25 protein-coding genes and 1 pseudogene are annotated in these 23,110 nt (G+C 65.9%); 13 read left to right on the forward strand and 13 right to left on the reverse strand.

Features of this window, described 5'->3' with window-relative positions; genetic code table 11:
• Nucleotides 1-2: 2 nt before the first annotated feature.
• Nucleotides 3-503: a MarR family transcriptional regulator gene (locus tag AC5Y42_RS03325; RefSeq protein ID WP_499888238.1), complete on the forward strand. Its 501-nt coding sequence runs from the start codon at nucleotides 3-5 to the stop codon at nucleotides 501-503.
• A gap of 102 nt (nucleotides 504-605) precedes the next feature.
• On the opposite strand, the gene AC5Y42_RS03330 is transcribed toward AC5Y42_RS03325, so the two are convergent.
• Together AC5Y42_RS03330 and AC5Y42_RS03335 are read right to left on the reverse strand one after the other, a co-directional pair.
• On the reverse strand, nucleotides 606-1,826 hold the full coding sequence (locus AC5Y42_RS03330) for a GAF domain-containing sensor histidine kinase (protein WP_499895716.1): 1,221 nt from the start codon (nucleotides 1,824-1,826) through the stop codon (nucleotides 606-608).
• Nucleotides 1,823-2,476, reverse strand: coding sequence for a response regulator (locus AC5Y42_RS03335; protein WP_499895718.1), 654 nt, complete (start codon nucleotides 2,474-2,476; stop codon nucleotides 1,823-1,825). Before AC5Y42_RS03335 ends, AC5Y42_RS03330 begins: the two co-directional genes overlap by 4 nt.
• A gap of 117 nt (nucleotides 2,477-2,593) precedes the next feature.
• Between AC5Y42_RS03335 and AC5Y42_RS03340 the strand changes: the two genes are divergently transcribed.
• Complete coding sequence (locus AC5Y42_RS03340; RefSeq protein ID WP_499895720.1) at nucleotides 2,594-3,130, forward strand: HAD family hydrolase; 537 nt, start codon at nucleotides 2,594-2,596, stop codon at nucleotides 3,128-3,130.
• On the opposite strand, the gene mmsB is transcribed toward AC5Y42_RS03340, so the two are convergent.
• Genes mmsB through AC5Y42_RS03355 form a run of 3 tightly spaced genes read right to left on the reverse strand, consistent with a single transcriptional unit; the run spans nucleotide 3,108 to nucleotide 6,690 of the window.
• Complete coding sequence (gene mmsB, locus AC5Y42_RS03345) at nucleotides 3,108-3,983, reverse strand: 3-hydroxyisobutyrate dehydrogenase (protein WP_499895722.1); 876 nt, start codon at nucleotides 3,981-3,983, stop codon at nucleotides 3,108-3,110. The two genes, AC5Y42_RS03340 and mmsB, sit on opposite strands and share 23 nt — an antisense overlap.
• Nucleotides 3,984-3,995: 12 nt before the next feature.
• Entirely contained in the window at nucleotides 3,996-5,162 is a 1,167-nt protein-coding gene (locus tag AC5Y42_RS03350; protein ID WP_499895724.1) for an acyl-CoA dehydrogenase family protein, read from the reverse strand.
• A 7-nt stretch (nucleotides 5,163-5,169) separates the two neighbouring features.
• Complete coding sequence (locus AC5Y42_RS03355) at nucleotides 5,170-6,690, reverse strand: CoA-acylating methylmalonate-semialdehyde dehydrogenase (RefSeq protein WP_499895726.1); 1,521 nt, start codon at nucleotides 6,688-6,690, stop codon at nucleotides 5,170-5,172.
• A 110-nt stretch (nucleotides 6,691-6,800) separates the two neighbouring features.
• On the opposite strand from AC5Y42_RS03355, the gene AC5Y42_RS03360 reads away from it, so the two are divergent.
• Complete coding sequence (locus AC5Y42_RS03360; protein ID WP_499895728.1) at nucleotides 6,801-7,403, forward strand: class I SAM-dependent methyltransferase; 603 nt, start codon at nucleotides 6,801-6,803, stop codon at nucleotides 7,401-7,403.
• Nucleotides 7,404-7,407: 4 nt separating this feature from the next.
• Nucleotides 7,408-9,092 (forward strand): annotated as a pseudogene (locus AC5Y42_RS03365) (sulfatase-like hydrolase/transferase).
• A 28-nt stretch (nucleotides 9,093-9,120) separates the two neighbouring features.
• Here the strand turns inward: AC5Y42_RS03365 and rfbC are convergent.
• Genes rfbC through AC5Y42_RS03385 form a run of 4 tightly spaced genes read right to left on the reverse strand, consistent with a single transcriptional unit; the run spans nucleotide 9,121 to nucleotide 12,527 of the window.
• Entirely contained in the window at nucleotides 9,121-9,726 is a 606-nt protein-coding gene (gene rfbC / locus AC5Y42_RS03370; RefSeq protein WP_499895730.1) for a dTDP-4-dehydrorhamnose 3,5-epimerase, read from the reverse strand.
• A 1-nt stretch (nucleotide 9,727) separates the two neighbouring features.
• Complete coding sequence (rfbB, locus tag AC5Y42_RS03375) at nucleotides 9,728-10,723, reverse strand: dTDP-glucose 4,6-dehydratase (protein ID WP_499895731.1); 996 nt, start codon at nucleotides 10,721-10,723, stop codon at nucleotides 9,728-9,730.
• Between the two features lie 56 nt (nucleotides 10,724-10,779).
• A complete protein-coding gene (locus tag AC5Y42_RS03380; protein ID WP_499895732.1) occupies nucleotides 10,780-11,640 on the reverse strand; it encodes an LLM class F420-dependent oxidoreductase in 861 nt (286 codons plus the stop codon).
• Nucleotides 11,641-11,672: 32 nt separating this feature from the next.
• A complete protein-coding gene (locus tag AC5Y42_RS03385) occupies nucleotides 11,673-12,527 on the reverse strand; it encodes an LLM class F420-dependent oxidoreductase (protein WP_499895734.1) in 855 nt (284 codons plus the stop codon).
• 283 nt (nucleotides 12,528-12,810) lie between these two features.
• Here AC5Y42_RS03385 and infA point away from each other — a divergent pair, with 283 nt between their 5' ends.
• The 8 genes from infA to truA all read left to right on the forward strand — a co-directional run bounded on the left by infA (nucleotide 12,811) and on the right by truA (nucleotide 17,380).
• Entirely contained in the window at nucleotides 12,811-13,032 is a 222-nt protein-coding gene (gene infA, locus AC5Y42_RS03390) for a translation initiation factor IF-1 (RefSeq protein WP_003418601.1), read from the forward strand.
• A gap of 49 nt (nucleotides 13,033-13,081) precedes the next feature.
• Nucleotides 13,082-13,195 (forward strand): 50S ribosomal protein L36, encoded by a 114-nt coding sequence (rpmJ, locus tag AC5Y42_RS03395; protein ID WP_003879483.1) that lies wholly within the window; start codon nucleotides 13,082-13,084, stop codon nucleotides 13,193-13,195.
• Between the two features lie 156 nt (nucleotides 13,196-13,351).
• The gene (gene rpsM / locus AC5Y42_RS03400; RefSeq protein ID WP_065013436.1) at nucleotides 13,352-13,726 is read left to right on the forward strand and encodes a 30S ribosomal protein S13; all 375 of its coding nucleotides are present in this window, start codon (nucleotides 13,352-13,354) and stop codon (nucleotides 13,724-13,726) included.
• Between the two features lie 6 nt (nucleotides 13,727-13,732).
• Complete coding sequence (gene rpsK / locus AC5Y42_RS03405; protein ID WP_008260256.1) at nucleotides 13,733-14,149, forward strand: 30S ribosomal protein S11; 417 nt, start codon at nucleotides 13,733-13,735, stop codon at nucleotides 14,147-14,149.
• A gap of 15 nt (nucleotides 14,150-14,164) precedes the next feature.
• Nucleotides 14,165-14,770 carry a 30S ribosomal protein S4 gene (rpsD, locus tag AC5Y42_RS03410; protein WP_499895736.1) on the forward strand — a complete coding sequence of 202 codons (606 nt, stop codon included), beginning with the start codon at nucleotides 14,165-14,167 and terminating at the stop codon, nucleotides 14,768-14,770.
• A gap of 74 nt (nucleotides 14,771-14,844) precedes the next feature.
• The gene (locus tag AC5Y42_RS03415; RefSeq protein WP_499895738.1) at nucleotides 14,845-15,888 is read left to right on the forward strand and encodes a DNA-directed RNA polymerase subunit alpha; all 1,044 of its coding nucleotides are present in this window, start codon (nucleotides 14,845-14,847) and stop codon (nucleotides 15,886-15,888) included.
• 27 nt (nucleotides 15,889-15,915) lie between these two features.
• Entirely contained in the window at nucleotides 15,916-16,503 is a 588-nt protein-coding gene (rplQ, locus tag AC5Y42_RS03420; RefSeq protein ID WP_499895740.1) for a 50S ribosomal protein L17, read from the forward strand.
• A gap of 7 nt (nucleotides 16,504-16,510) precedes the next feature.
• Nucleotides 16,511-17,380: a tRNA pseudouridine(38-40) synthase TruA gene (truA, locus tag AC5Y42_RS03425; protein WP_499895742.1), complete on the forward strand. Its 870-nt coding sequence runs from the start codon at nucleotides 16,511-16,513 to the stop codon at nucleotides 17,378-17,380.
• Nucleotides 17,381-17,389: 9 nt separating this feature from the next.
• Here the strand turns inward: truA and AC5Y42_RS03430 are convergent, their stop codons facing one another.
• Together AC5Y42_RS03430 and AC5Y42_RS03435 are read right to left on the reverse strand one after the other, a co-directional pair.
• Nucleotides 17,390-18,055: a cutinase family protein gene (locus AC5Y42_RS03430; RefSeq protein ID WP_499895744.1), complete on the reverse strand. Its 666-nt coding sequence runs from the start codon at nucleotides 18,053-18,055 to the stop codon at nucleotides 17,390-17,392.
• 18 nt (nucleotides 18,056-18,073) lie between these two features.
• Nucleotides 18,074-18,793, reverse strand: a complete 720-nt coding sequence (locus tag AC5Y42_RS03435) for a cutinase family protein (RefSeq protein ID WP_499895746.1) — start codon at nucleotides 18,791-18,793, stop codon at nucleotides 18,074-18,076.
• Between the two features lie 131 nt (nucleotides 18,794-18,924).
• On the opposite strand from AC5Y42_RS03435, the gene eccB reads away from it, so the two are divergent.
• A complete protein-coding gene (gene eccB, locus AC5Y42_RS03440) occupies nucleotides 18,925-20,337 on the forward strand; it encodes a type VII secretion protein EccB (RefSeq protein ID WP_499895748.1) in 1,413 nt (470 codons plus the stop codon).
• Here eccB and mycP read toward each other — a convergent pair.
• Both mycP and eccD read right to left on the reverse strand, forming a co-directional pair.
• The gene (mycP, locus tag AC5Y42_RS03445) at nucleotides 20,278-21,666 is read right to left on the reverse strand and encodes a type VII secretion-associated serine protease mycosin (protein WP_499895750.1); all 1,389 of its coding nucleotides are present in this window, start codon (nucleotides 21,664-21,666) and stop codon (nucleotides 20,278-20,280) included. The genes eccB and mycP overlap by 60 nt on opposite strands.
• Entirely contained in the window at nucleotides 21,663-23,042 is a 1,380-nt protein-coding gene (gene eccD / locus AC5Y42_RS03450) for a type VII secretion integral membrane protein EccD (protein WP_499895752.1), read from the reverse strand. Before eccD ends, mycP begins: the two co-directional genes overlap by 4 nt.
• Nucleotides 23,043-23,110 lie beyond the last annotated feature (68 nt).

Below are 23,110 nucleotides of genomic sequence, written 5' to 3' on the forward strand. Positions count from 1 at the left end.
GCGTGGCCGCCTCCGACAACCGTGACCCGATCGCCGCGGCGCGGACCAACTGGGAGCGCGCCGGATGGGGCGACGTGGCCCAGGGCATGGTCGCGGTGACCTCGGTGATGCGGGCCCACCAGATCCTGCTTGCCCGGGTCGAGACCGCCTTACGCCCCTATGACTTGAGCTTTTCCCGATTCGAGTTGCTGCGTCTGTTGGCGTTCACCCGCACCGGGGCGCTGCCGATCACCAAGGCTTCCGACCGGCTGCAGGTCCACGTCACGAGCGTCACCCATGCGATCCGGCGGCTGGAAGCCAACGGGCTGGTGCAGCGGATACCGCATCCCACCGACGGGCGGACAACCTTGGTGCAGATCACCGACTTGGGCCGCTCGACGGTCGAAGACGCCACCGTCACGCTCAACAAGCAGGTGTTTGTCGACATCGGAATGTCGGACGCCGACTCGCAGGCGTTGGTGTCGTCGATCGAGACGTTGCGGCACAACGCCGGCGACTTTTGAGGCGCCACTTTGGCGTTGCACCCTTTGCGCGCGGGCGTGCGCTATTCCGGGTTTTATTGCGGCGTGTCGACCGGGGACGCGCACGCTCGCGCAGGAGAGGGCTTACGGGATTAGTGACGGCAACGGAATTGTCGCGGTAACCGCTGTTCCGGTGCCGGGCCGCGACCGGATGTTCAGCTGCCCGCCGACCAGCTCGGCCCGTTCGGACATCGACAGCACCCCGTAGCCGCCCATCTCGTCGCCGCCCAGCGGATTCTCGAAGGTGTCGAAACCGACTCCGTCGTCCACGATTTCCAGCCGAGCGATGTCGTCGTCCACCGCGAAGCGCACCCGGGCCATTGTGGCGTTGGCGTGTTTGACGATGTTTTGCAAGCCTTCCTGGGCGATGCGGTACAGCGCGAGCTCGATGTGCTCGGGCAGCCGGGTGTCGGAGAGGTCGAGCTCCAGATCCATGTGCGGCATCGACCGGGCCAGGCTGGCCAGGCCGCCGGCCAGGCCGAGATCGTCGAGAACGGGCGGACGCAGTCCGCTGATCGCCGCGCGCGCTTCCTGCAGGGTCAGCCTGACGAGTTCGCGGGCTGCGTCGAGTTGTTCGGAGGCTTCTTTCGGGTCGTCGCCGAGCGCCCGGGCCGCGGCGTCGAGCCGGTAGGACAGCGTGATCACCCGCTGCGAGATCCCGTCGTGGATGTCGCCGGCCAGTCGGCGGCGCTCGATTTCCTGTGCCTCGATCACCTGCTCGACGAACAGCTCGTGGGAGCGTTCGCGGGCCACCAACCGACGATGCAAGCGGGCCTGATGCATCGCGCCGGCGATCAGCCTGCCGATGACCCGCAACAGCTCGACGTCACCGTCGCTGAATTCGCGCCGCGCCACGGTGTGCACGTTGAGCACGCCGACCAGGCCGCCGGGATCGGTTTCCATCGGCACCGACACCATCGAGGTGAAGTCGCGACCCCGCAGCGACTGGATCGGCAGATACCGCGGGTCGGATTCCTTGTCGTGGGTGATCACGACAGGTTCGCGGTGGCTGGCCACCCAGCCGGAAACCCCGGACCCCAACGGCAGCCGGATCTTTCCCACTTGGCCGTCGAACGGCGGTGTTGCGCCGGCCAGGGTCAGTGAGCGCTCGCTGTCGTCGAGGACGTGTACGAAGCACACGTCGGTGCCGGTGGCAGCGGTGATCATCCGCGCCGCCGCCGCGGCCAGTGGTTCCACGCCGGGCCCGCTGGAGGCCGCCTGGATGAGTTCGCGCAGCAGCGCGAGTTCACGGTCGGCGTCGACGAGGTCGCGCACCGCGTTGGATGGCCGGATACCCTCGGTCACTGGTAAATACCCTCGCGCAGCGCGGTGGCCACGGCGCTGGTCCTGTCGGTGACACCGAGCTTGCGATAGATCGAACGCAGATGGCTCTTCACGGTTTCCTCGCCGATGACGAGCTTGTTGGCGATCCCCCGGTTGGACAGCCCGCTGACCATGTACGCCAGGATCTCACTCTCCCGCTGGGTGAGGCCCTGGCGGGCACCCGGCCAGAACTCGTCCCGCTGCAGCCGTGCGGCGGTGTCGGCCGCCCGGGCTGCCAGGCCTGGGTCGATCACCGTCTCGCCCCGGTGGGCCAACTCGAGCTGGTGCACCAGGTCGTCACTGCTGATGCTCTTAAGCAAGTAGCCGCTGGCACCCACCCGCAGCGCCTCGAACAGATACTGCTCGTCGTCGTAGACCGAGAGCATCACCACCCTGCGGTCCGGGTCGCGTTCCCGCAGCGCCAGGCAGAGGTCCAGCCCGCTTTCGCCGCGCATCCGCACGTCACACAGCACGATGTCGGGATCGGTGTCGGCGATCACGGCCAGCGCCTGCTCGGCGTTGATCGCCTGCCCGACCACTTCGATCCGGTCGAAGAACGCGGTGAGCATGGCCCGCAGCCCTTCGATCACCATCTCGTGGTCGTCGACGAGGACCAGGCGCACGGGGGGCATAGCAAGACAATAAGGCCGCCCGTGGCGATTACCCCGTCCAGATTCCCCTGTATCCCCCCGCCCAGATCCCCCCTATGGGGGAGGACACACGGGCCGGTTTCCGACAAAGTGCTTGTCATGCCGATCACAACGGAGCTCGCTCGATGGACCAGTCCCGGCCGTCCGTTCTGGTGGGACCACGTGGTGCAACGCGATGCCGAGGTGTACCCCCTGCAAGCGGTGATCTTCGATACCGATGCTCTGGCCGACTCCGACGGTGAGCCGCGTTCCGGACTGGTCGACCTGGTGCTGAGCCTGTTCGTCACTGGCATCTGGGTCGCGGTGGTCGGCGCCGGGTCACGCGACTGGGTGCAGAACCGAGTGCGGGAACTGATCGGGGACGGCATGACCGAGACGGTGATCAGCGCCGATGACTTAACCGGTCCCGCCGGTGACGCCGAGCTCTACCGGCTGGCGCAGTGGGAGCTGGGCATTGTGGCCGGCGAGGCGCTGGTGATAGCCGGGTCCGAGGCCGGCGCGCGGACGGCCGCGGCGATCGGTTTGCCGGCGATCTTCACCGGTGAGGCCGGCTACGACGGGCTGCTGGCCAGCGGGTGCCGGGAGGTGCAGGCGCAGCGGGTGGTGGCCCGGTTCAGCTGCCGCGAAGCTGGTTGATCACCGCGCTGAAGTCCTCAGCGCCGTGTCTGGCGGCGAAGTCGCGATAAATTTCCGCCGCGTGACTGCCCAACGGCGCGGATGAACCGGTCGAGGCCACCGCATCCATCGCCAGGCCCAGGTCCTTATTCATCAACGCGGTCGCGAAGCCCGGCTTGAAGTCGTGGTTGGCCGGAGAGGTCGGCACCGGGCCGGGCACCGGACAGTTGGTGTGCACGGCCCAGCAGTTGCCGGTCGCGCCGGTGATCACGTCGAACAGCGACTGGGCTGACAGCCCGAGTTTCTCGGCCAAGACGAACGCCTCGCCGATCGCGATCTGCTGTACGGCCAACACCATGTTGTTGCAGACTTTGGCGGCTTGGCCCGCGCCGGCTGCGCCGCAGTGAATGATCTTGCGCGCCATGGGTTCCAAAATGGGATGCGCCTGTTGCAGGGCGTCCTCGTCGCCACCGACCATGAAGGCCAGCGTGCCGGCGACGGCACCCGCCTCGCCGCCGGAGACCGGCGCGTCGAGCTGGGTGACGCCGTGCGAGCCGGCCAGCGCGTGCACCTCGCGCGCGTCGTCGACGGAGATCGTGGAGCTGTCGATGAACAGCGCGCCCGGTTTAGCGGCAGGCAGGATGTCTCCGTAGCAGCGTTTGACCGCATCGCCATGGGGAAGCATGGTGATGACGGCGTCAGCCTCGGCCACCGCGGCCGCGGCGCTGTCGAACACCGCGACGCCCTTGCCGGCGGCGGTCGTGCACGCAGCGGTCACCGGGTCGAAGCCCCGCACGGTATGGCCGGCGGCAACGAGATTCGCCGACATCGGTCCGCCCATGTGGCCCAGCCCCAGAAACGCGATTGTCGACAACTTCCCGCCCTTCTATGCGCCGGCGCGGACCCGTGCGGCTTCTGCCCGGCCGATGACCACCCGCATGATCTCGTTGGTGCCCTCCAGGATGCGGTGCACCCGCAGATCGCGGACGATCTTTTCCAGACCATACTCGCGTAGATAGCCGTAGCCGCCGTGCAACTGCAGCGCCTTGTCCGCCACGTCGAAGCACGCGTCGGTCACATACCGCTTAGCCATCGCGCACAACTCGACTTTGTCTTCGGCATCGTTGTCCAGCGCAGTAGCCGCGCGCCACAACAGCATTCGCGAGGTCTCCAGTGCGGTGGCCATATCGGCCAAGGTAAACCGGATCGTCGGCTCGTCGAGCAGGACATTGCCGAATGCCTCGCGATGCGCAAGGTAAGCGGCCGCCTTGTCGAATGCGGCCTGCGCCCCGCCGAGTGAACAAGCGGCGATGTTGATCCGGCCGCCGTTGAGCCCTTTCATCGCGACGCCGAAACCGGTGCCTTCGCCCTCGGCGCCGCCCAGCATGGCGTCGGCGGGCACCCGCACCCCTTCCAGCACCACCTGTGCCGTCGGCTGCGCGTTCCAGCCCATCTTCTCCTCGTGGGCACCGAAACTCAGCCCGGCGGTGCCCTTCTCGACGATAAAAGCCGAGATGCCGCGGGGGCCATCGCCGCCCGTGCGTGCCATCACCACGTACACGTCGGAGGCGCCCGCCCCCGAGATGAACTGCTTGACGCCGTCAAGCACGTAATCGCCGCCCTGCTTGACAGCACGGGTGCGCAATGCGCTGGCGTCCGAGCCGGCATTGGGTTCGGTCAGGCAGTAGCTGGCGACGACCTCCATCACTGCCAACCGCGGCACCCAGGTCTTGCGCTGTTCGGCGGTGCCGAAGGTGTCGATCATCCAGGCGCACATGTTGTGAATGGACAGGAACGCTGCCGTCGTCGGGTCGGCGATGGCGAGCTGCTCGAAGATCCGCACCCCGTCGAGCCGGCGCAGCGCGCTGCCGCCCACGTCGTCGCGGCAGTAGATCGCCGCCATGCCGAGTTGTGCCGCCTCACGCAACTCGTCGACCGGGAAGTGCTGGCTTGCATCCCATTCCAGGGCGTACGGCGCCAAGCGCTTGCCGGCGAATGCGGCTGCTGTTTCGGTGATCACCCGCTCGTCGTCGTTGAGTTCGAAGAATGGCATTCTGCAGCTACTTCATTGTGGGGATGACGAATTCGGCACCGTCCTTGATGCCGGATGGCCAGCGTGAGGTGACGGTCTTGACCTTGGTGTAGAACTGGATCGACGCCGGCCCGTGCTGGTTGAGGTCGCCGAAGCCGGAGCGTTTCCAACCGCCGAAGCTGTGGTAGGCCACCGGAACCGGGATCGGCACGTTGACGCCAACCATGCCAACTTGCACCCGGGAGGTGAAGTCGCGGGCGGTGTCGCCGTCGCGGGTGAAAATCGCCACTCCGTTGCCGTATTCGTGTTCGGTGGGCAGCCGCAAAGCCTCTTCGTAGTCGTGGGCGCGCACGATGCACAACACCGGCCCGAAGATCTCGTCGGTGTAGATCGACATGTCCGCGGTGACGTGATCGAACAGTGTGGGGCCGATGAAAAACCCGGCCTCGAGGTTGGCGTCACCGAATGCCAGGTCATCGCTGGCGCGCTCACGCCCGTCGACGACGAGGTCGGCGCCGGCGGCCACGCCCTGGCCGATGTAGTCGCGCACCCGGTTGAGAGCGGCGCCCGTGACCAGCGGGCCGTAGTCGGCTTTGGGGTCAAGGCTGTGCCCGACCCGCAGGTTGTTGATGCGCTCAACCAGCCTGGCGCGCAGTCGATCGGCGGTCTGTTCGCCGACCGGCACCGCGACGCTGATGGCCATGCACCGCTCACCGGCGCTGCCGTACCCGGCGCCGATCAGCGCGTCGACTACCTGGTCCAGGTCGGCGTCGGGCATCACGATCATGTGGTTTTTCGCCCCACCGAAGCATTGCGCACGCTTGCCGGTACCCGTCGCCGTGGCATAGATGTACTGGGCGATGTCCGAGCTGCCGACAAACCCGACCGCGGTGATATCGGGGTGGGTCAAGATGGCGTCGACGGCTTCTTTGTCGCCGTGCACCACCTGAAACACCCCGGGCGGCAGGCCGGCCTCGACGAACAACTCGGCCAGGCGTACCGGCACCGAGGGATCGCGCTCAGAAGGCTTGAGAACAAAGGCATTCCCGCACGCCAGCGCTGGACCCGCTTTCCAGAGCGGGATCATCGCCGGGAAGTTGAACGGGGTGATGCCGGCCACCACGCCCAACGGCTGGCGCAATGAGTACACGTCGATGCCCGGACCGGCACCCTCGCTGTATTCACCCTTGAGCAGATGCGGGATGCCGATGGAAAACTCGATCACCTCGATACCCCGCTGAATGTCGCCGCGGGAATCGGCCAGTGTCTTGCCGTGCTCCAACGACAGCAGCTCGGCCAGTTCGTCGACATTCTGGTTCACCAACTCGATGAACCGCATCATCACCCGGGCGCGCCGTTGCGGGTTCCAGGCCGCCCAGTCACGCTGTGCCCGGGCCGCCGATGCGACCGCCGCATCGACGTCGGCTTTGCCCCCCATCGGCACCAGCGACTGCACTTGGCCGGTGTTGGGGTCGAATACCTCAGCGGTACGACCGGACTGCCCGGCGCAGCGTTGGCCATCGATGAAATGCGAAATTTGAGCGGTCATGGCAGCCCTCGGCTATAAGGAGAAGAACGAGTGGATACTAGGACATCCTAGTAATAGTCCGGGGTGCGTCGCAAGCAGGGACAAACACCGACCTCAGTAGATTCGGCTCCGTGACCTCTGATGCCGCCGACCGAGTCGTCGAGTTGTACGAGCGTCATGCGGGCGCCTGGTCGCGGGATCGTGGCGAGTGCGTACCCGAAACGCGGTGGCTTGATCGTTTCCTGGCGCTGCTGCCACCTGATGCCGCTGTGCTTGATGTCGGATGCGGATCCGGCGTGCCGGCTCGATACCTGATCGAGCAGGGCTGTCGGGTGACGGGCGTGGATTCGTCTACCACCATGATCGCGATGTGCAGGAATCGCTTCCCCGAACAGAATTGGCATGTCGCCGACATGCGGACGTTGGCCCTGGAGTGCACATTCCACGGAATGCTTGCCTGGGATAGCTTTTTTCACCTGCCGCCAGCTGATCAACGCCATATGTTTTCGGTCGTCATGCGGCACGCAGCGCCCGGGGGCGCGCTGATGTTCACCAGCGGTCCAGCCCATGGCGAGCGGATTGGCAGCTATGGTGGCGAGCCGCTGTATCACGCAAGCCTCGACGGTGCCGAATATCGCGCCCTGCTCGATTCATATGGGTTCCGGGTAGTAGCTCACACAGTCGAAGACCCGACCTGCGGACTCCATACCATCTGGCTTGCACTGCTTGAATAGGTGCATGGCTGCGATCACTCGGCGGACGGTACTGGCTGGTGCTGGGACGGCAGCGGGCGCTGCCGCGTTGGGATTCGGCGGATACGAGTTGTTGCGGCGCAAGCCAGGACGAGCGAATCGTCGATGGCCGGTGGCAACAAACCCAACATTCTGGTGATCGTCGTCGACCAGATGCGCACGCCACAGTGGTTTCCGCAGCGCCGGCAACTCAACGCCATGCTGCCCAATATCGGTCGATTGCAGAGCAGCAGCATTTCTTTCGAGTCGCACTACACCGCATCGAACATGTGCACTCCGTCGCGCGGAGTGATGACCACCGGCCTGTACTCGCATCAAACCGGATGCTTGTTCACCGGGGAGGGGCCGAGCGAGTCGACGCTTGCCCCCCGGTTTCCGACCTGGGGCACCATGCTGCGTCAGCAAGGCTATGCGACGTGGTGGTGGGGCAAGTGGCATCTGGGACATGCGGGTGATTCGACGCCGGAAGGGCTCGAGGAGCACGGCTTTTCCGGCGGAACCTTCCCCTCGCCGAACGGTTCGCCCAACCAGGGACTGCAGAAAGACCCAGGCATCGTCGACCAGTTCTGCCAATGGTTCGACGCCAACGCCGGCACCGGCCCGTGGTGTACGACGGTCTCGCTGGTCAACCCGCACGACATCTGCTGGTGGCCGAAAAACCCATTGCCCGAGGATGTCTCGCATTGGTTCGACGCCGCGCCGGTGAACTTCGAAACACCCGAGGACTTGCGTCGCCGCGGCAAGCCGCAACTGCAGATCGACTACCTCAACTTCATGTCGCCGCTGCTGACGGGGATGCTGTCGTATTCGGGGCCGGATGCTGCACGCCAGTGGGCCCGCTGCCTGGACATGTACCTGTGGCTGCAACAACAAGTGGACGCTCAGATCGGGCGCGTGCTGGACAAGCTGGCGTCACGCCGCGACATCGACCGCAACACCGTCGTCGTCTTCACGTCCGACCACGGCGAATACGGCGGCTCGCATGGCTTGCGCGGCAAGGGCGCAGCGGCGTACGACGAGTCAATCCGGGTACCGCTCTACATTCGTGACCCGCACGGGCACCTCACACCCAGACCCGGCGACACCCGGACCCAGCTCACCTCCAGCGTCGACTTGACCGCGCTGCTGCTGACCATCGGATATGGCGGCGACGGGTGGCGCGCCGAACCTCGCTACTCCTACCTGGCGGGGCGCGCGGATCTGGCCGCCATCGCACGAAACGCAGCCGCGAAGGGGCGGCCATGGATCGCGCACGTTACTGACGATATGTCGGTCGAGGAGATGACAACCTTGTTGAAGTCGCCGGACATCCGTGCGGTATTCGGCGGGGGCGAGTTGCCGACCGACATTCCGACGTCCGCGCCGAATCACATTGTGGCCGTGCGAACCCATTACGCCAAGCTGAGCATGTACTCGTACTGGAAGTCCGGCGGCATGGAAATCGACACGTCCCGACAGATCGAGCGTGAACTCTACAACTACTCAACGCCGTTGGGCCGTCAGGAGATCGACAACCAGGCCGGCCGCAACGGCAAGCAAGCGGCGTTGCAGGCTTTGATCGACCACGAGGTGCTACCCGAAGTGCGGGCTCCGCTGCCGGACTTCCTCAACGACGCGCAGGAACAGGGTCTTGCCGATATGCGTCAGCTTGTCTCCCGGCGCGGAGGCTGAAAGCCGCGGGCCCGCAGCAAGGCGGGTCCTACGAATTGGCCCGCAACGTGTCGACGAAGGCGCGGGTCGCCTCCCAGGTGGGTAGCAGTCCGGCGGCGCTGACTTCCGCGAGGGTGGGAGCCGCGGCGTCGCGCTCGGACATTAGCAATTCGCTGCCGCCGGGCCAGTCGATTCCCAGCGCTGGATCGGTGGGGCAGACGGTGTGTTCACGCTGCGGGCTGTACTCCGACGAGCACAGGTACATCACTGTCGAGTTGTCCTGCAACGCAAGGAATCCGTGCGCAAGACCCTCCGAGATGTAGATCGTTTTGCGATCGCGGTCATCGAGTAGCACCGAATCCCACCGGCCGAAGGTCGGTGAGCCCACCCGGATGTCGACGACGACGTCGAACACCGATCCGGACACGCACGTCACATACTTGGCCTGGCTCGGGGGCAGCTGGGCGAAATGCAGGCCGCGCAACACGCCTGCTGACGAGACGGAACAGTTGGCCTGCTGAAGGTTGAAGTGGTGGCCGGTGAACGATGTGAAATCCCGGTCGGTCAGCCACTCGAAGAAGAATCCCCGGGAGTCGGAGTGTAGTTGCGGAGTGATCTCCCAAGCACCCGGGATGTCGAGTTCACGAATTTCCATGTCACTGACCGCGCTGGTCGTAGCTGGCCTCGACAGCGTCTTTCAACGGCCCCCACCAGGATTCGTTGGCACGATACCAGTCGATGGTGGCGCGCAGACCATCCTTGAAGTCAGTATGCTTTGGCGCCCAGCATAATTCGTCATGCAGCTGAGAAGGGTCGATGGCGTAGCGCAGATCGTGGCCGACACGGTCTGTCACGTGGTCGAAGTCGTCGGGATCGCGGCCCATCATCTGCAATATCGTTCGCAGCACCGACAGGTTGTCGCGTTCGCCCTCCGCACCGATCAGATAGGTCCGTCCCGGCTGGCCGGCTTCGAGGATCCGCCGGACCGCGGCGTTGTGGTCGTCGACGTGAATCCAGTCCCGCACGTTGGCGCCGCGGCCGTACAGCTTGGGGCGTCGTCCGGTCAACAGGTTGGTGATTTGGCGCGGAATGAATTTCTCCACGTGTTGATACGGCCCGTAATTGTTCGAGCAGTTCGAGATCGTCGCGCGCACACCGTAAGAGCGCACCCAGGCAAGCACCAGCATGTCACCGGCAGCCTTGGTCGACGAGTAGGGGCTCGACGGGTTGTAGGGCGTGGATTCGGTGAACCGTCGTGGGTCGTCGAGTGCGAGGTCGCCGTAGACCTCGTCAGTCGAGACGTGGTGCAGCCGCACCCCATGGCGCCGGACCGCTTCGAGAATGGTGTACGTGCCGATCACGTTGGTGTGCAGGAACGGTTCTGGATCGGCCAGCGCGTTGTCGACATGGGTTTCAGCGGCGAAATGCACGACCGCATCGGACTCGGCCACCAACCGCGAAACCAGCTCGGTGTCGGTGATGTCACCTTCCACCAGCCGGATGTCGTTGTCGACGGGCGCCAGCGATTCTCGGCTGCCGGCGTAGGTGAGGGCGTCGAGCACGGTGACCACGTCCTCGGCGTTTTCCCGTACCGCGGCGTGCACGAAATTGGCGCCGATGAAGCCGGCGCCACCGGTCACCAGTAGCCGCATGTCGCAACCCTAACCGAGCAACAACCGCATGGTGCGCAGCCGGTACGGCCCGATACCTAGGCGTGCGAAGTCAAGCCAAGTGCTGCGGCGAGTTCGGTGAGCGCGTCGAGCAGCTTCTCGGGCCGCGTCAGCACCTGGACCGTGACGTGGTCGGCGCCGGCCTGCAGATGCTCGTCGAGCCTTGCGGCGATGTCGTCGGGGGAACCGTGGGCGACCAACGCATCGATTAGTTTGTCGCTGCCGGGCTCGCGCACGTCTTTCTCGGTAAATCCCAACCGGTGCCAGTTGTTCACGTAGTTGCTCAATCCGAGGTAAAAGCCGACGCTTTTGCGGCCGATCCGGCGGGCCTCCTCGGCGTCAGCGGTCCACACCACCTTGTGTTCGGGCGCCAAAAACACCGCGTTGCCCATCAGTTCGCGGGCCTGTGCCGTGTGCTCCGGCGTGGTCAGATACGGGTGAGCGCCGGCGCTTCGCTGCGCCGCCAGGGCGAGCACCTTCGGACCCAGCGCCGCGATCACCCGCCGACTGGTAGGCACCGTTGCGCCGTCGAGTTCGTCGAGATAACTCACCAGTGCCTCGTAGGGCTTGCGGTACTGCTCGGTGTTTTCCGGGTGCCCCACCCCGATGCCGAGCAAAAACCGTCCCGGGTAAGCCTTTTCGATGCGCTGGTAAGACTCGGCGACGGCCGCTGCCGGCGACGACCAGATATTGATGATCCCGGTGGCCAGTTGCAGCGAGGTGGTCTGCGCGAGCGCGGGTTCCACCCACGACAAGTCGGCATCCGGTGATCCACCGATCCACACCGCGCCATAGCCCAGCGATTCGATCTCCTTGGCCAGGTCGGGGGAGATGCTGCGGGTGCCCAACCACACGCCGTAGCGGCCCAGGTCGGGTTTGAGGGAAACGGCCTCGGTCATCTGCGTCCTTATCAGGTGTCTTTCCGCCGCGCTCAGGTGGGGTTCAGCTCTAGCGCGCCGGCCAGTTCGGTCAACGCCGCCACCAGCTTGTCAGGTCGGGCCAGCACTTGGATAGCGACGTGGTCAGCGCCGGCGGCGACGTGCTCGTTGATTCGTGCCGCGACCGTCTCGGCGGAGCCGTAGGCGACCAGGGCATCGACCAGGCGGTCACTGCCCGGGCGGGTGATGTCGTCGTCGGTGAACCCGATCCGTTTCCAACTGTTCAGGTAGTTGGCCAGGTTGAGGTAGATGTCGAGGGCCTTGCGGCCGACGGCCCGAGCGCTATCGGCATCCGTGGTCAGTACCACTTTGTGCTCGGGTGCCAGCAGCGCCGACGGGCCGAGCAACTCGCGGGCCTGTGCCGTGTGTTCGGGGGTGGTCAGGTAGGGGTGCGCCCCGGCGCTGCGCTCTGCGGAGAGTTTCAAGACCCGCGGGCCCAGCGCGGCCACCACCCGGCGCTCGGCCGGCACGCCGTAGTCGTCGAGGCGGTCCAGGTATTCCACCAGCGCGTCGTAGGGCTTGCGGTATTCGCTGATCGCTTCGGGGTGGCCGACACCGATACCCAGCAGAAACCGGCCCGGGTAGGCCTTGTCGATGCGGTGAAACGACTCGGCCACCGGCTTGGCCGGCGCCGACCAGATATTGACGATGCCGGTGGCCACCTGCAGGGCGGTGGTCTGCTCGAGGATGGGCTCCACCCATTCCAGCTCGGCCGGCGGTGAGCCACCCACCCAGACGGCGCCGTAGCCCAGCGCTTCGATCTCCCTGGCTTGCTGTGGGGTGACGCCGCGGCCGAAGGATCCGAAACGACCGAGGTTGGGCTTGGTTGTTGCTGCTGCGTCCGTCATGGTGGCTCCAACCTGCGGTCCGAGGTCGCTATTCCGGCTGACAGTGCGGCCCAGCCCGGCCCACGGAGGACGGCCGGATTTCTCTCGCGGCGATTTTGGCCAGGCCGAATGAGCGAGTATCGTGGAGCAACGGTGCGTCATCCGCGCCGGCTTTTTTTCGTGCCCAGTCCTAGGAATTTCCCGGAATTTTCCTAACACCGGCTCACGTTTCAAGTCGAGCGAATGCTGCGCTGATTCGGGCGCACACCCGGACGAAACCAATGACGAGGATCTCTGGAAGGTTATGGCCAAGAAGGACGGTGCCATCGAGGTCGAGGGCCGCGTGGTCGAGCCCCTGCCGAATGCGATGTTTCGCATTGAGCTGGAAAACGGCCACAAGGTGCTCGCCCACATCAGCGGCAAGATGCGGCAGCACTACATCCGCATCCTGCCCGAGGACCGGGTGGTAGTGGAGCTGTCTCCCTACGACCTGTCTCGGGGCCGCATCGTGTACCGATACAAGTAATAAGCCCGACCCCCTATCAGCGAGAAGACAGAACAGGATCGAAACAGCCGTGAAGGTGAACCCGAGCGTCAAGCCGATCTGCGACAAGTGCAGGGTGATCCGCCGGCACGGGCGGGTCATGGTGATCTGCTCCGATCCGCGCCACAAGCAGCGCCAGGGCTGAGCAAGCCCAGCCCGATAAACAACTGAATGCAGACCTCCCAGCACCAGTGAGCGGATAGGCCGCTCATCCACGCCCGGAACGGAGGCCGGGCCCCGGAGCAGTCAGCCGGGAACGGGCTGGGACCAGACCTCCGCGAAGAAAAGAGGAACGCCACTTATGGCACGTCTAGTGGGCGTCGACCTCCCGCGCGATAAGCGCATGGAGGTCGCGCTGACCTATATCTATGGCATCGGCCGCACCCGGTCGAATGAGATCCTGGCCGCCACCGGCATCGACAAGGATCTGCGCAGCAAGGACCTGACTGACGATCAGTTGGCCCACCTGCGTGACTACATCGAAGGCAATCTGCGGGTCGAGGGTGATCTGCGCCGCGAGGTGCAGGCCGACATTCGCCGCAAGATCGAGATCGGCTGCTACCAAGGCCTGCGACACCGCCGCGGTCTCCCGGTGCGTGGCCAGCGGACCAAGACCAACGCGCGCACCCGCAAGGGGCCTAAGCGCACCATCGCAGGCAAGAAGAAGGCCAGGTAATCAGCCATGCCACCAGCCAAGAAGGCAGCGTCCGCCCCCAAGAAGGGGCAGAAGACCCGTCGCCGGGAGAAGAAGAACGTCCCGCACGGCGCCGCGCACATCAAGAGCACCTTCAACAACACGATCGTGACGATCACCGATCCGCAGGGCAACGTGATCGCCTGGGCGTCGTCGGGTCACGTCGGCTTCAAGGGGTCGCGCAAGTCGACGCCGTTCGCTGCGCAGCTGGCCGCCGAGAACGCCGCGCGCAAAGCCCAGGAGCACGGCGTGAAGAAGGTCGACGTGTTCGTGAAGGGGCCCGGTTCGGGTCGCGAGACCGCCATCCGGTCGTTGCAAGCAGCGGGTCTGGAGGTCGGTGCGATCTCCGACGTCACCCCGCAGCCGCACAACGGTGTCCGTCCGCCCAAGCGGCGCCGGGTCTAGGAGGAGAAACAACCCATGGCTCGTTACACCGGACCCGCCACCCGCAAGTCGCGCCGGTTAGGCGTCGACCTGGTCGGTGGTGACCAGGCATTCGAGAAGCGTCCCTACCCGCCCGGCCAGCACGGCCGCGCGCGGATCAAAGAAAGCGAATACCGGCTGCAGCTGCAGGAGAAGCAGAAGGCCCGCTTCACCTACGGCGTGATGGAAAGGCAGTTCCGCCGTTACTACGCCGAGGCGGTTCGCCGCGGCGGCAAAACCGGTGAGGAACTGCTGCGCATCCTGGAAAGCCGGCTCGACAACGTGATCTACCGCGCCGGGCTGGCGCGGACCCGTCGGATGGCCCGCCAGCTGGTCAGCCACGGCCACTTCACTGTCAACGGCGTCAAGGTGAACATCCCCAGCTACCAGGTGTCGCAGTACGACATCATCGACGTCAAGGACAAGTCGCTGAACACGTTGCCGTTCCAGATCGCGCGGGAAACCGCCGGCGACCGTCCGATCCCCAGCTGGATGCAGGTGGTCGGGGAACGTCAAAAGATCCTGATCCACCAACTGCCGGAGCGGGCGCAGATCGACGTCCCGCTCACCGAGCAGCTGATCGTCGAGTTCTACTCGAAGTAACGGACTTTCGAGCCGGCCGGCTCGAAAACCCTAACGGCATCAAATAGCGGGTGCCGAGAAGGAGAAGAAAACAGATGCTGATCTCACAGCGTCCCACCCTGTCCGAAGAGACCGTCAGCGACAACCGTTCGCAGTTCGTCATCGAGCCGCTGGAGCCGGGTTTCGGCTACACGCTGGGCAACTCGCTGCGCCGCACGCTGCTGTCGTCGATCCCCGGCGCGGCGGTCACCAGCATCCGCATCGACGGCGTGCTGCACGAGTTCACCACCGTGCCCGGTGTCAAGGAAGACGTCACCGACATCATCTTGAACCTCAAGAGCCTGGTGGTGTCTTCGGAGGAAGACGAGCCGGTGACGATGTATCTGCGCAAGCAGGGTCCGGGTGAGGTCACGGCGGGGGACATCGTGCCGCCGGCCGGCGTCACCGTGCACAACCCGGATATGCAGATCGCGACGCTCAACGACAAAGGCAAACTCGAGGTGGAGCTCGTCGTCGAGCGTGGCCGCGGCTACGTGCCGGCGGTGCAAAATAAGGCGTCCGGTGCTGAAATCGGCCGTATTCCAGTCGATTCCATCTACTCGCCGGTACTCAAGGTCACCTACAAGGTGGATGCCACCCGTGTCGAGCAGCGCACCGACTTCGACAAGCTGATCCTGGACGTGGAGACCAAGAACTCGATCACTCCGCGCGACGCGTTGGCGTCGGCCGGTAAGACCCTGGTGGAGTTGTTCGGCCTGGCACGTGAGCTCAACGTCGAGGCCGAGGGCATCGAGATCGGGCCGTCGCCGGCCGAAGCCGACCACATCGCCTCGTTCGCGCTGCCGATCGACGATCTGGATCTGACCGTGCGGTCCTACAACTGCCTCAAGCGCGAAGGTGTGCACACCGTCGGCGAGCTGGTGTCGCGCACCGAGTCGGATCTGCTCGACATTCGCAACTTCGGTCAAAAGTCCATCGACGAGGTCAAGGTCAAGCTGCACCAGCTAGGCCTTTCGCTCAAGGACAGTCCGGCCAGCTTCGACCCGTCGGAGGTCGCCGGCTACGACGTCGCCACCGGGACCTGGTCCAGCGACGCCACCTACGACGACCAGGACTACGCCGAAACCGAACAGCTCTGATAGCCGGACTCAAGACAGGAGCGTCCAATGCCTAAGCCCACGAAGGGGCCTCGTCTCGGCGGGTCGTCGTCGCACCAGAAGGCGATTCTGGCCAACCTGGCCACGGCGCTGTTCGAGCATGGCCGGATCAAGACCACCGAGCCCAAGGCGCGGGCACTACGGCCATACGCCGAGAAGCTGATCACCCACGCCAAGAAGGGCACGCTGCACAATCGGCGCGAGGTGCTCAAGAAGATCCGCGACAAGGACGTGGTGCACACCTTGTTCGCCGAGATCGGACCGTTCTTTGCCGACCGCAACGGCGGATACACCCGCATCATCAAAGTCGAGGCGCGCAAGGGTGATAACGCTCCGATGGCGGTGATCGAGCTGGTGCAGGAGAAGACGGTGACTTCGGAGGCCAACCGGGCCCGCCGGGCAGCCGGATCCAAAGCGGCGCCCGCGGTTGCCGCGGCCGCGCCGCAGGCCGCCGTCGAACCGGAGGCGGCGGTGGGGCCGGAGGCTGAGGAGGTGGCTGACGCCGAAGCCGGCGAAGCTACCGACACCGGCGCCACCGAGGAGGCCACCGACGCTGTGGCTGACGAGGAAGCCAAGGCTGACGCCGACGAATCCTGACAATGCTGTGAGCGGGCCCGCCATCGATGCCGGTGGCGGGCACGTTCGTCTTCGGCTCGATATCGCCTACGACGGAACGGAATTCGCGGGCTGGGCGGTGCAGGCGGGCCAGCGCACGGTCGCGGGTGTTCTCGACGAGGCGCTGTCGACGGTGTTCCGCACGTCGGTGCGGTTGCGCGCGGCCGGACGCACCGACACCGGCGTGCACGCCACCGGGCAGGTGGCCCATGCCGATGTCCCCGTCGATGCGCTACCCAACGCCTATCCGCGTTCGTCGCGGCCCGCTGAACCGGAATTTCTGCCGCTGCTGCGGCGTCTCGGGCGGCTGATACCCGCGGACGTCCGTATCCGCCGAATCATCCGCGCACCTGTGGCTTTCGATGCCCGCTTCTCGGCGCTACGCCGCCATTACATTTATCGGTTGTCGACTGCGCCCTACGGGGTGGAGCCGCACCAGGCTCGTTACGTGACGGGGTGGCCGCGGGCGCTGGATGTGGAGGCGATGGCGGCGGCGTCGCGGGAGCTGTTGGGATTGAACGACTTCGCCGCGTTCTGTCGTCACCGTGACGGCGCCACCACTATTCGGGATCTGCAGCGGCTGGACTGGTCGCGCGATGGTGAACTGGTCACCGCCCACGTCACCGCTGACGCGTTCTGCTGGTCGATGGTGCGCTCGTTGGTCGGGGCGCTGTTGGCTGTCGGCGAACATCGCCGCAGCGCCGCATGGTGTCGTGATCTGCTCACGGTTACCCAGCGGTCCAGCGACTTCGCGGCCGCGCCGGCGCGGGGATTGACGTTGGCCGGAGTGGATTACCCGCCGGACGACCAGTTGGCGGCGCGGTCATTGGTGACCCGCGAGCTCCGATCGCGTGACTGACGTTTGCGGCTAGCGCAACCGGTCTGCGACGAAATTCGCGGCCTGATCGACCATGCCCGCCTTGATGTAGGCGGGAGCCATGTGCTCAGGCCAGTTGGTTCGCCAGGTGTTTGGGTCGGCCGGATTGCAGATCGGATCGGCGCCGTGACACAACTCGATGGTCCGGTCGTTGTAGATCGGATTGAAGGCGGTGATCGGCCCGACCCATTGGCTTCCGTTGCCGAATAGCGCAATTGCGGCGATGTGTTCGTCGGTGCCCGCCGGCAGCGGACTGCTGAACCCGAAAATAGCGGTGGGAACAGCGAGTACGACATCGGTGACCGCGGCGCCCAGCGAGTAGCCGCCGAGCACGAGCCGAGTGTCGGGGCAGTTGTCAGCCATGTACTGAACGTGCCCGCTCATATCGTTGGCGCCCCGTTGCACATCGGTGTTGGCTGCGTAGTTGACAGCGTAGAGGCCGATGTTCTTGTCCGGCACCTTCGACCGCAGCGCGCTGAGCAATGCGGTGCCGATCTGGCCGGCGCCCGGCGGCTCCAACCGGCCACGGGCGAACACCAGTTGGGCATCCGAGCAGGAGGCTGCCGTGGCCGCCGGTGCGGGTGCAGTTACCAGCGCGGCCGCGGCGAGCAACACCGCAACGGCGAGCGGCCGTGGATCCACCGAGAGAATGCGCACGACACGATATTAGCCGTTCTAATTGATGTGCACGCCGTATTGCATGTGCGGCTGCCCTACCAGGAGTTTGGCGGCGATGAACGTCGCGGCCTGGGTGGTGTAGGTGGGCACGTAGCCGTCCGTGTGGTCGCCCCACTCGTTACCCGGACCGGCGTGACAGATCGGGTCACCGGGGTTGCACAGGTCGATGGTCTTCGATCCGAGCAGCGCGCTCTGGCTGGACAGCGGGCTGCCCGACCGGCCGACGATATTGCCGAAGGTGGCCACCGCCGCAATGTTGTCGGTGTATTGGGCGGGCAACGGACTGCCCCACGAAACACCGCCCACGGGAACTCCGGCGACGATGTCGATCACCGATGCACCCTGCGAGTATCCGCCCAGCACGATCTTGGTGTCGGGGCACTCTTGAGCGACCTTCTTGACCCGCGAAATGGTGTCGTTGGCGCCGTCGCCTCCGCCCAGCTGGAGTTTGCCGGCCGGATAGTTGACGCCGTAGGTGTCGATGTTCATCCCGGTCTGTTGGCGCAGCGAGCCGACCAGGGCGTCACCTACGCGTCCCAGGCCGCGTGGCTCGCCGGTGCCGCGGGCGAAGATCACCTCGGCATCGGGGCAGTCGGTGGCTGCGGCCGAGGGGATATTGGCGGGGAACACGCTTGGTGCGAGCACCATTGCGCCGGCGGCCAGTACCGCGGCGCTCAGGCTCGTGCCGCGACGGTAGCGGGACGCCAGCAGACTCATCCGGTGGTAGTGCACGTGGAGATATTACCGTTAGCTTGCCAAATCTTCATTTCGGCGAATTCCGGCTGTGGATCAACGGGCGCGGCAACACCGCTCGGCGGCCTATCGTGACGCCGACCCCGGGGGGACGCATGGCATCACGAGCAGCTACCCGATTGCATGTCAGCGGGTACCGGTTTCTGCGGCGTCGCCTCGAATGCGCGCTGCTGGGCAGAGATATCCGCATCGCCGACGAACCGTTCCGTACCCCGACGCAGGCCTTGGCGACTGGGGCTGTGCTGGCGGCCGTGGTGGCTACCTTGTGCGTGGGGCTTGCCGTGCTGCGCCCGCAGCCATCGTTGGGCGACGGGCCGATTCTGATGGGCCAACAGTCCGGAGCGCTGTATGTCCGGGTGGGCGACATTGTGCATCCGGTGCTGAACCTGGCATCGGCGCGGTTGATCACGGCAACCGCCGGCAATCCGCAGCCGATACCGGAGTCGGTATTGAGCCACACCAAACGCGGCCCGGTGATGGGTATTCCCGGTGCTCCGCAATTCCTGGCCCCGCCGCTACCGGCCGACCAAACACCCTGGACGGTCTGCGATGACCACGACGGCACCACGATCATCGTCGGCTCCGCGCAGACGTCCGCACAACGCCTTTCGGCGGCCCAGACCGTGCTGGTCACCGCGGACGCCGGGGCATCAACGTATCTGCTCTACGACGGGCGTCGAGCGGTTGTCGACATCGCCGATCCCGCCGTCGTACGCGCTCTGCGGTTGGAGAACGTTGCGCCACAGACCGTTTCGCGTGCATTGCTGAATGCCATACCGGAGGCACCGGCAATTGCCGTGCCACCTATTCTCCGCGCCGGCCAACCCGGTCCGGTAGCCGGATTCGCGGTCGGCAGTGTGCTGCGCATAACGCATGCCGGCGGTGACGAGTTATATGTCGTGCTTAGCAGCGGAATTCAGCGCATCGGGCAGGTTGCCGCGGATCTATTGCGGCTCACCGATGCGCACGGCACCCGCACCGCCATCTCGGTGGCACCCGACCTCATCCGCGGCATCGTGACCGTGCACGAGTTGCCGGTGGCCACCTTTCCCGGGCACGCTTCGACGCCGGTGGATGCCGGCGCGACGCTGTGTGTGAGGTGGGCCAACGCGGCATCGGGTGGCGCCGAAATCTCCTTCGTTAGCGGCGGCCTGCCCGTGCCGGTGGGTGAAGCGCCGGTGATCTTGTCGCAAGCGGACGGAACCGGTCCCGCGGTCGACGCCGTGTACCTTCCGCCTGGTCGCAGCGCCTATGTCCGTTCCACTGCGCTGTCCGGCGGCAACGCCGAATCCGGCACCCGCTATTTGGTAACCGATACCGGGGTGCGGTTCGCTGTCCATGACGTCGATGCCGAACGTGACCTTGGCCTGCCGCCGACGGTGATCGCGGCGCCGTGGCCGGTGTTGGCCACCCTGCCGCCAGGTCCCGAACTGAGTAGGACAAACGCGTCAGTAGCCCGAGACACCGTCGGTGCGGGACGTGGCGGCAGCCGAACGGGCACGCCGTAGCCGGGCCGACAGCGCGCCGGCGGTCAGCGCTGCGGTCAACACTGCCAGACAGACCGCTGTCCCGGCGTACGCGGTGTCTCGGGGGCGACGATCGGGCGGCGGAGGCGGGGCCGGCGGCGGGATGACCACTGGTGAGTCGTGGGGCCGGGGCGCGGGGTATGCCGGTGCATCGGTGCTGACGGCGGCGCCGACGTCGATGAGCCCATTGCCCACGAGTGGATCCCATCCGCCTGGCGGATGATGAGCGGTACCTTCGATGCGTTGCATGACTTGCCTGGCCGTGAGTGTTGGAAACCGGGAGCGGACCAGCGCGGCCAGGCCGCTAACCACCGGCGCGGCGTAGCTGGTGCCGGCCAAGACCGCGGAATCGCCTTGGTCGCCAAGCGAATTCATTGTTGCATCGCCAAACGGGCTGAGCGAGGTCACCGACTCGCCGGGTGCGGCCACATCGACCCACGGTCCGGCGAGCGTAAACGAGGATGGCTCACCGTGTGCATTGACCGAACCCACCGTCAGGACATAGTCGTCGTACCACGCCGGGCTCACTACGACCGTCGCGGTGTCCCAAGTGGTTTCGGCTCGTGGCGCCGGACACTGCCCGGAGCCACCGGTGTTGCCGGCAGCGGTGACCACAACGGCGTTCTTGACGTCGACCGCGTAGGCCAGCGCGGCGCCCAGCGCGCGGTCGTCGAGCGCTGATGAGGCCAGGACGCAGGCGACCGACGAGATGTTGATCACCGACGCGCCGAGGTCGGCTGCGGTGCGGACGGCTTTCGCCATGGTGTCCACGTCACCGAATCCGGTGCTCGACGGATCGCTGACTGCTCCGAATTTGCTGCTGGACTGCCGGATGCTGATCAGTGTGACGTCGGGGGCGACGCCGCTGAAACCATCGGTATGTTTGGGATCGGGTGCGGCAGCGACGATCCCGGCGACGGCGGTGCCGTGCCCGTCGCAATCCTGCAGGCCGTCGCCAGTGAAGACATAGTCACCCCCGGACACCGTTTCCGGCAATCGCGGATGCGGCGAAACACCTGTGTCGATGACTGCGACCCGTTGGCCCGACCCGCGGCTGAGTTGCCAGGCCTGCGTCACACCAAGGCCGGCAAGCTGCCCGGCGGCGCGGCCTGCGGCCGGCTCCATCGACGGTACCGCGCACATCTCACGCTGTACGGTGGGTTGCGGCGGCGCCGGCTGCGCCGGTTCGGGCAGCCGGTTGTTGTCGATCGGCGGCGGCGCTACCGCTTCCGCGACCGGCGTGGCGCACGACCACACCGCGAGCAGCACCAGGGCTGCGACGGCGCGCAGCGCGCTCGCGGGAGCTGTCACAGGCTGAGACCGCGTGCAACGGTGTAGAAGCCGCAGATCCAACAGGCCAGCGGCGCAATGGTTGCCAGCACCAGGCACTCCAGCAGCGCAAAGGTTCGCTGCGCGACCGGAGAGAAGGTGACCGCGGGAACGACGAAACCCAGGCCCAGCGCGACCGCTGCGAGCGCCGGTGTCGCCGCAGCAATCCATACGATGTGAACCGCACACGTGGTTGCCGCGACGACGAATGCGACGCTGAACGCTGCTGATCCAGTCACAACGAGCACCACGGTTCGCGGTATGCCACGTTGTGAACGTGCCCGTGCCAGCAGCGCCACCCCGGTCAGCGCCGCGAACGCCACCCCTAACATCCGTGGTCGTGCGGTAATTGCAGCGCCGGCAGATCCGAACGCCGCTGAGGTCGCGAATGCGGCGACCAGGCTGGTCAGCCAGGCGTCCGCCCGAAACGCTTTGGTACGCAGGTCTCCCGGGTCGGGTACCGGCTCAGTGGCGGGCTCTGCGGGTAGCCGCGGTGATAATCCGGCCAACATGATCGATAGTCGCGGGGATGCCTCGAGGAGAGCCAGCGATATCACCACGACAGCCGCACCGACCACCTGCGGCGGCGCGGCCGTGGCCACGACCAGCAACGCGGTGAAAGCGGCAACGCTCGTCGTGCCGGAGATCGCCGTCAATGTGATGGCGCCGCAGCTGCTTCCGTGCATCGCTATTACGGCTGTGACGGCCGCCGCCGCCGCGGCGAGCAACGCTTTCGCGGCGCTGATTCCGCCGGGGACCGCCAGCGCGCCGGCGAGTGCGACGAACCCGGTGGCCAATAGGCTCAGCGTCAGGCCGGCAACGGCGTCGTCGAATCCGCGATGCGCCAGCACGGCCGCCAGCAGCGCGCCGCAGCCGGCAGCAGCCGCAACGGCGGTCGCGGCGCCGACATGGCGGGCATCGGTGGTAACCAGCACCGCTCGGATCAGCATCAACGCACCGAGACTGGCCAGCCAGATTGCTGTCAGTGCACCGGCGAGCCGGGTCGCCCGCGGGGTCCATGGCCGCGCATGCTCGACCAGTGTGGCCGACACCGCTTCCGCGGTGTCGTCATCAAAGCAGGGCGGCGCCAACACAATTGACGAGCTGAACAGGGCCAGCACGGCTCCATCGCGGATCTGATGCTGCGCCAGAGACTTCGACGCGTCCAGTGCGGCCTGGCCGGGAACAGCGAGTTGGTACCGAAGCGCCCCCGGTTCACGGTAATGAGCACGCCCAACACTCAGGATGTCCACGATCGAGGGGATCAACACTGCGAGAGCCACACCGCCCGGCAGCACCAGGTCGACGCTGACGTCGTCGGCGTATACCGAGACGCGGCGCGGTTGTGAGTCAGCCACCCCGATCTCCCTCGAGTGAATGCGGACCTTGATTGCGGCACGTTAGTCAGCCGCGCGACGGTGCGTGT

Source organism: Mycobacterium sp. NGS48 (assembly GCF_059812585.1).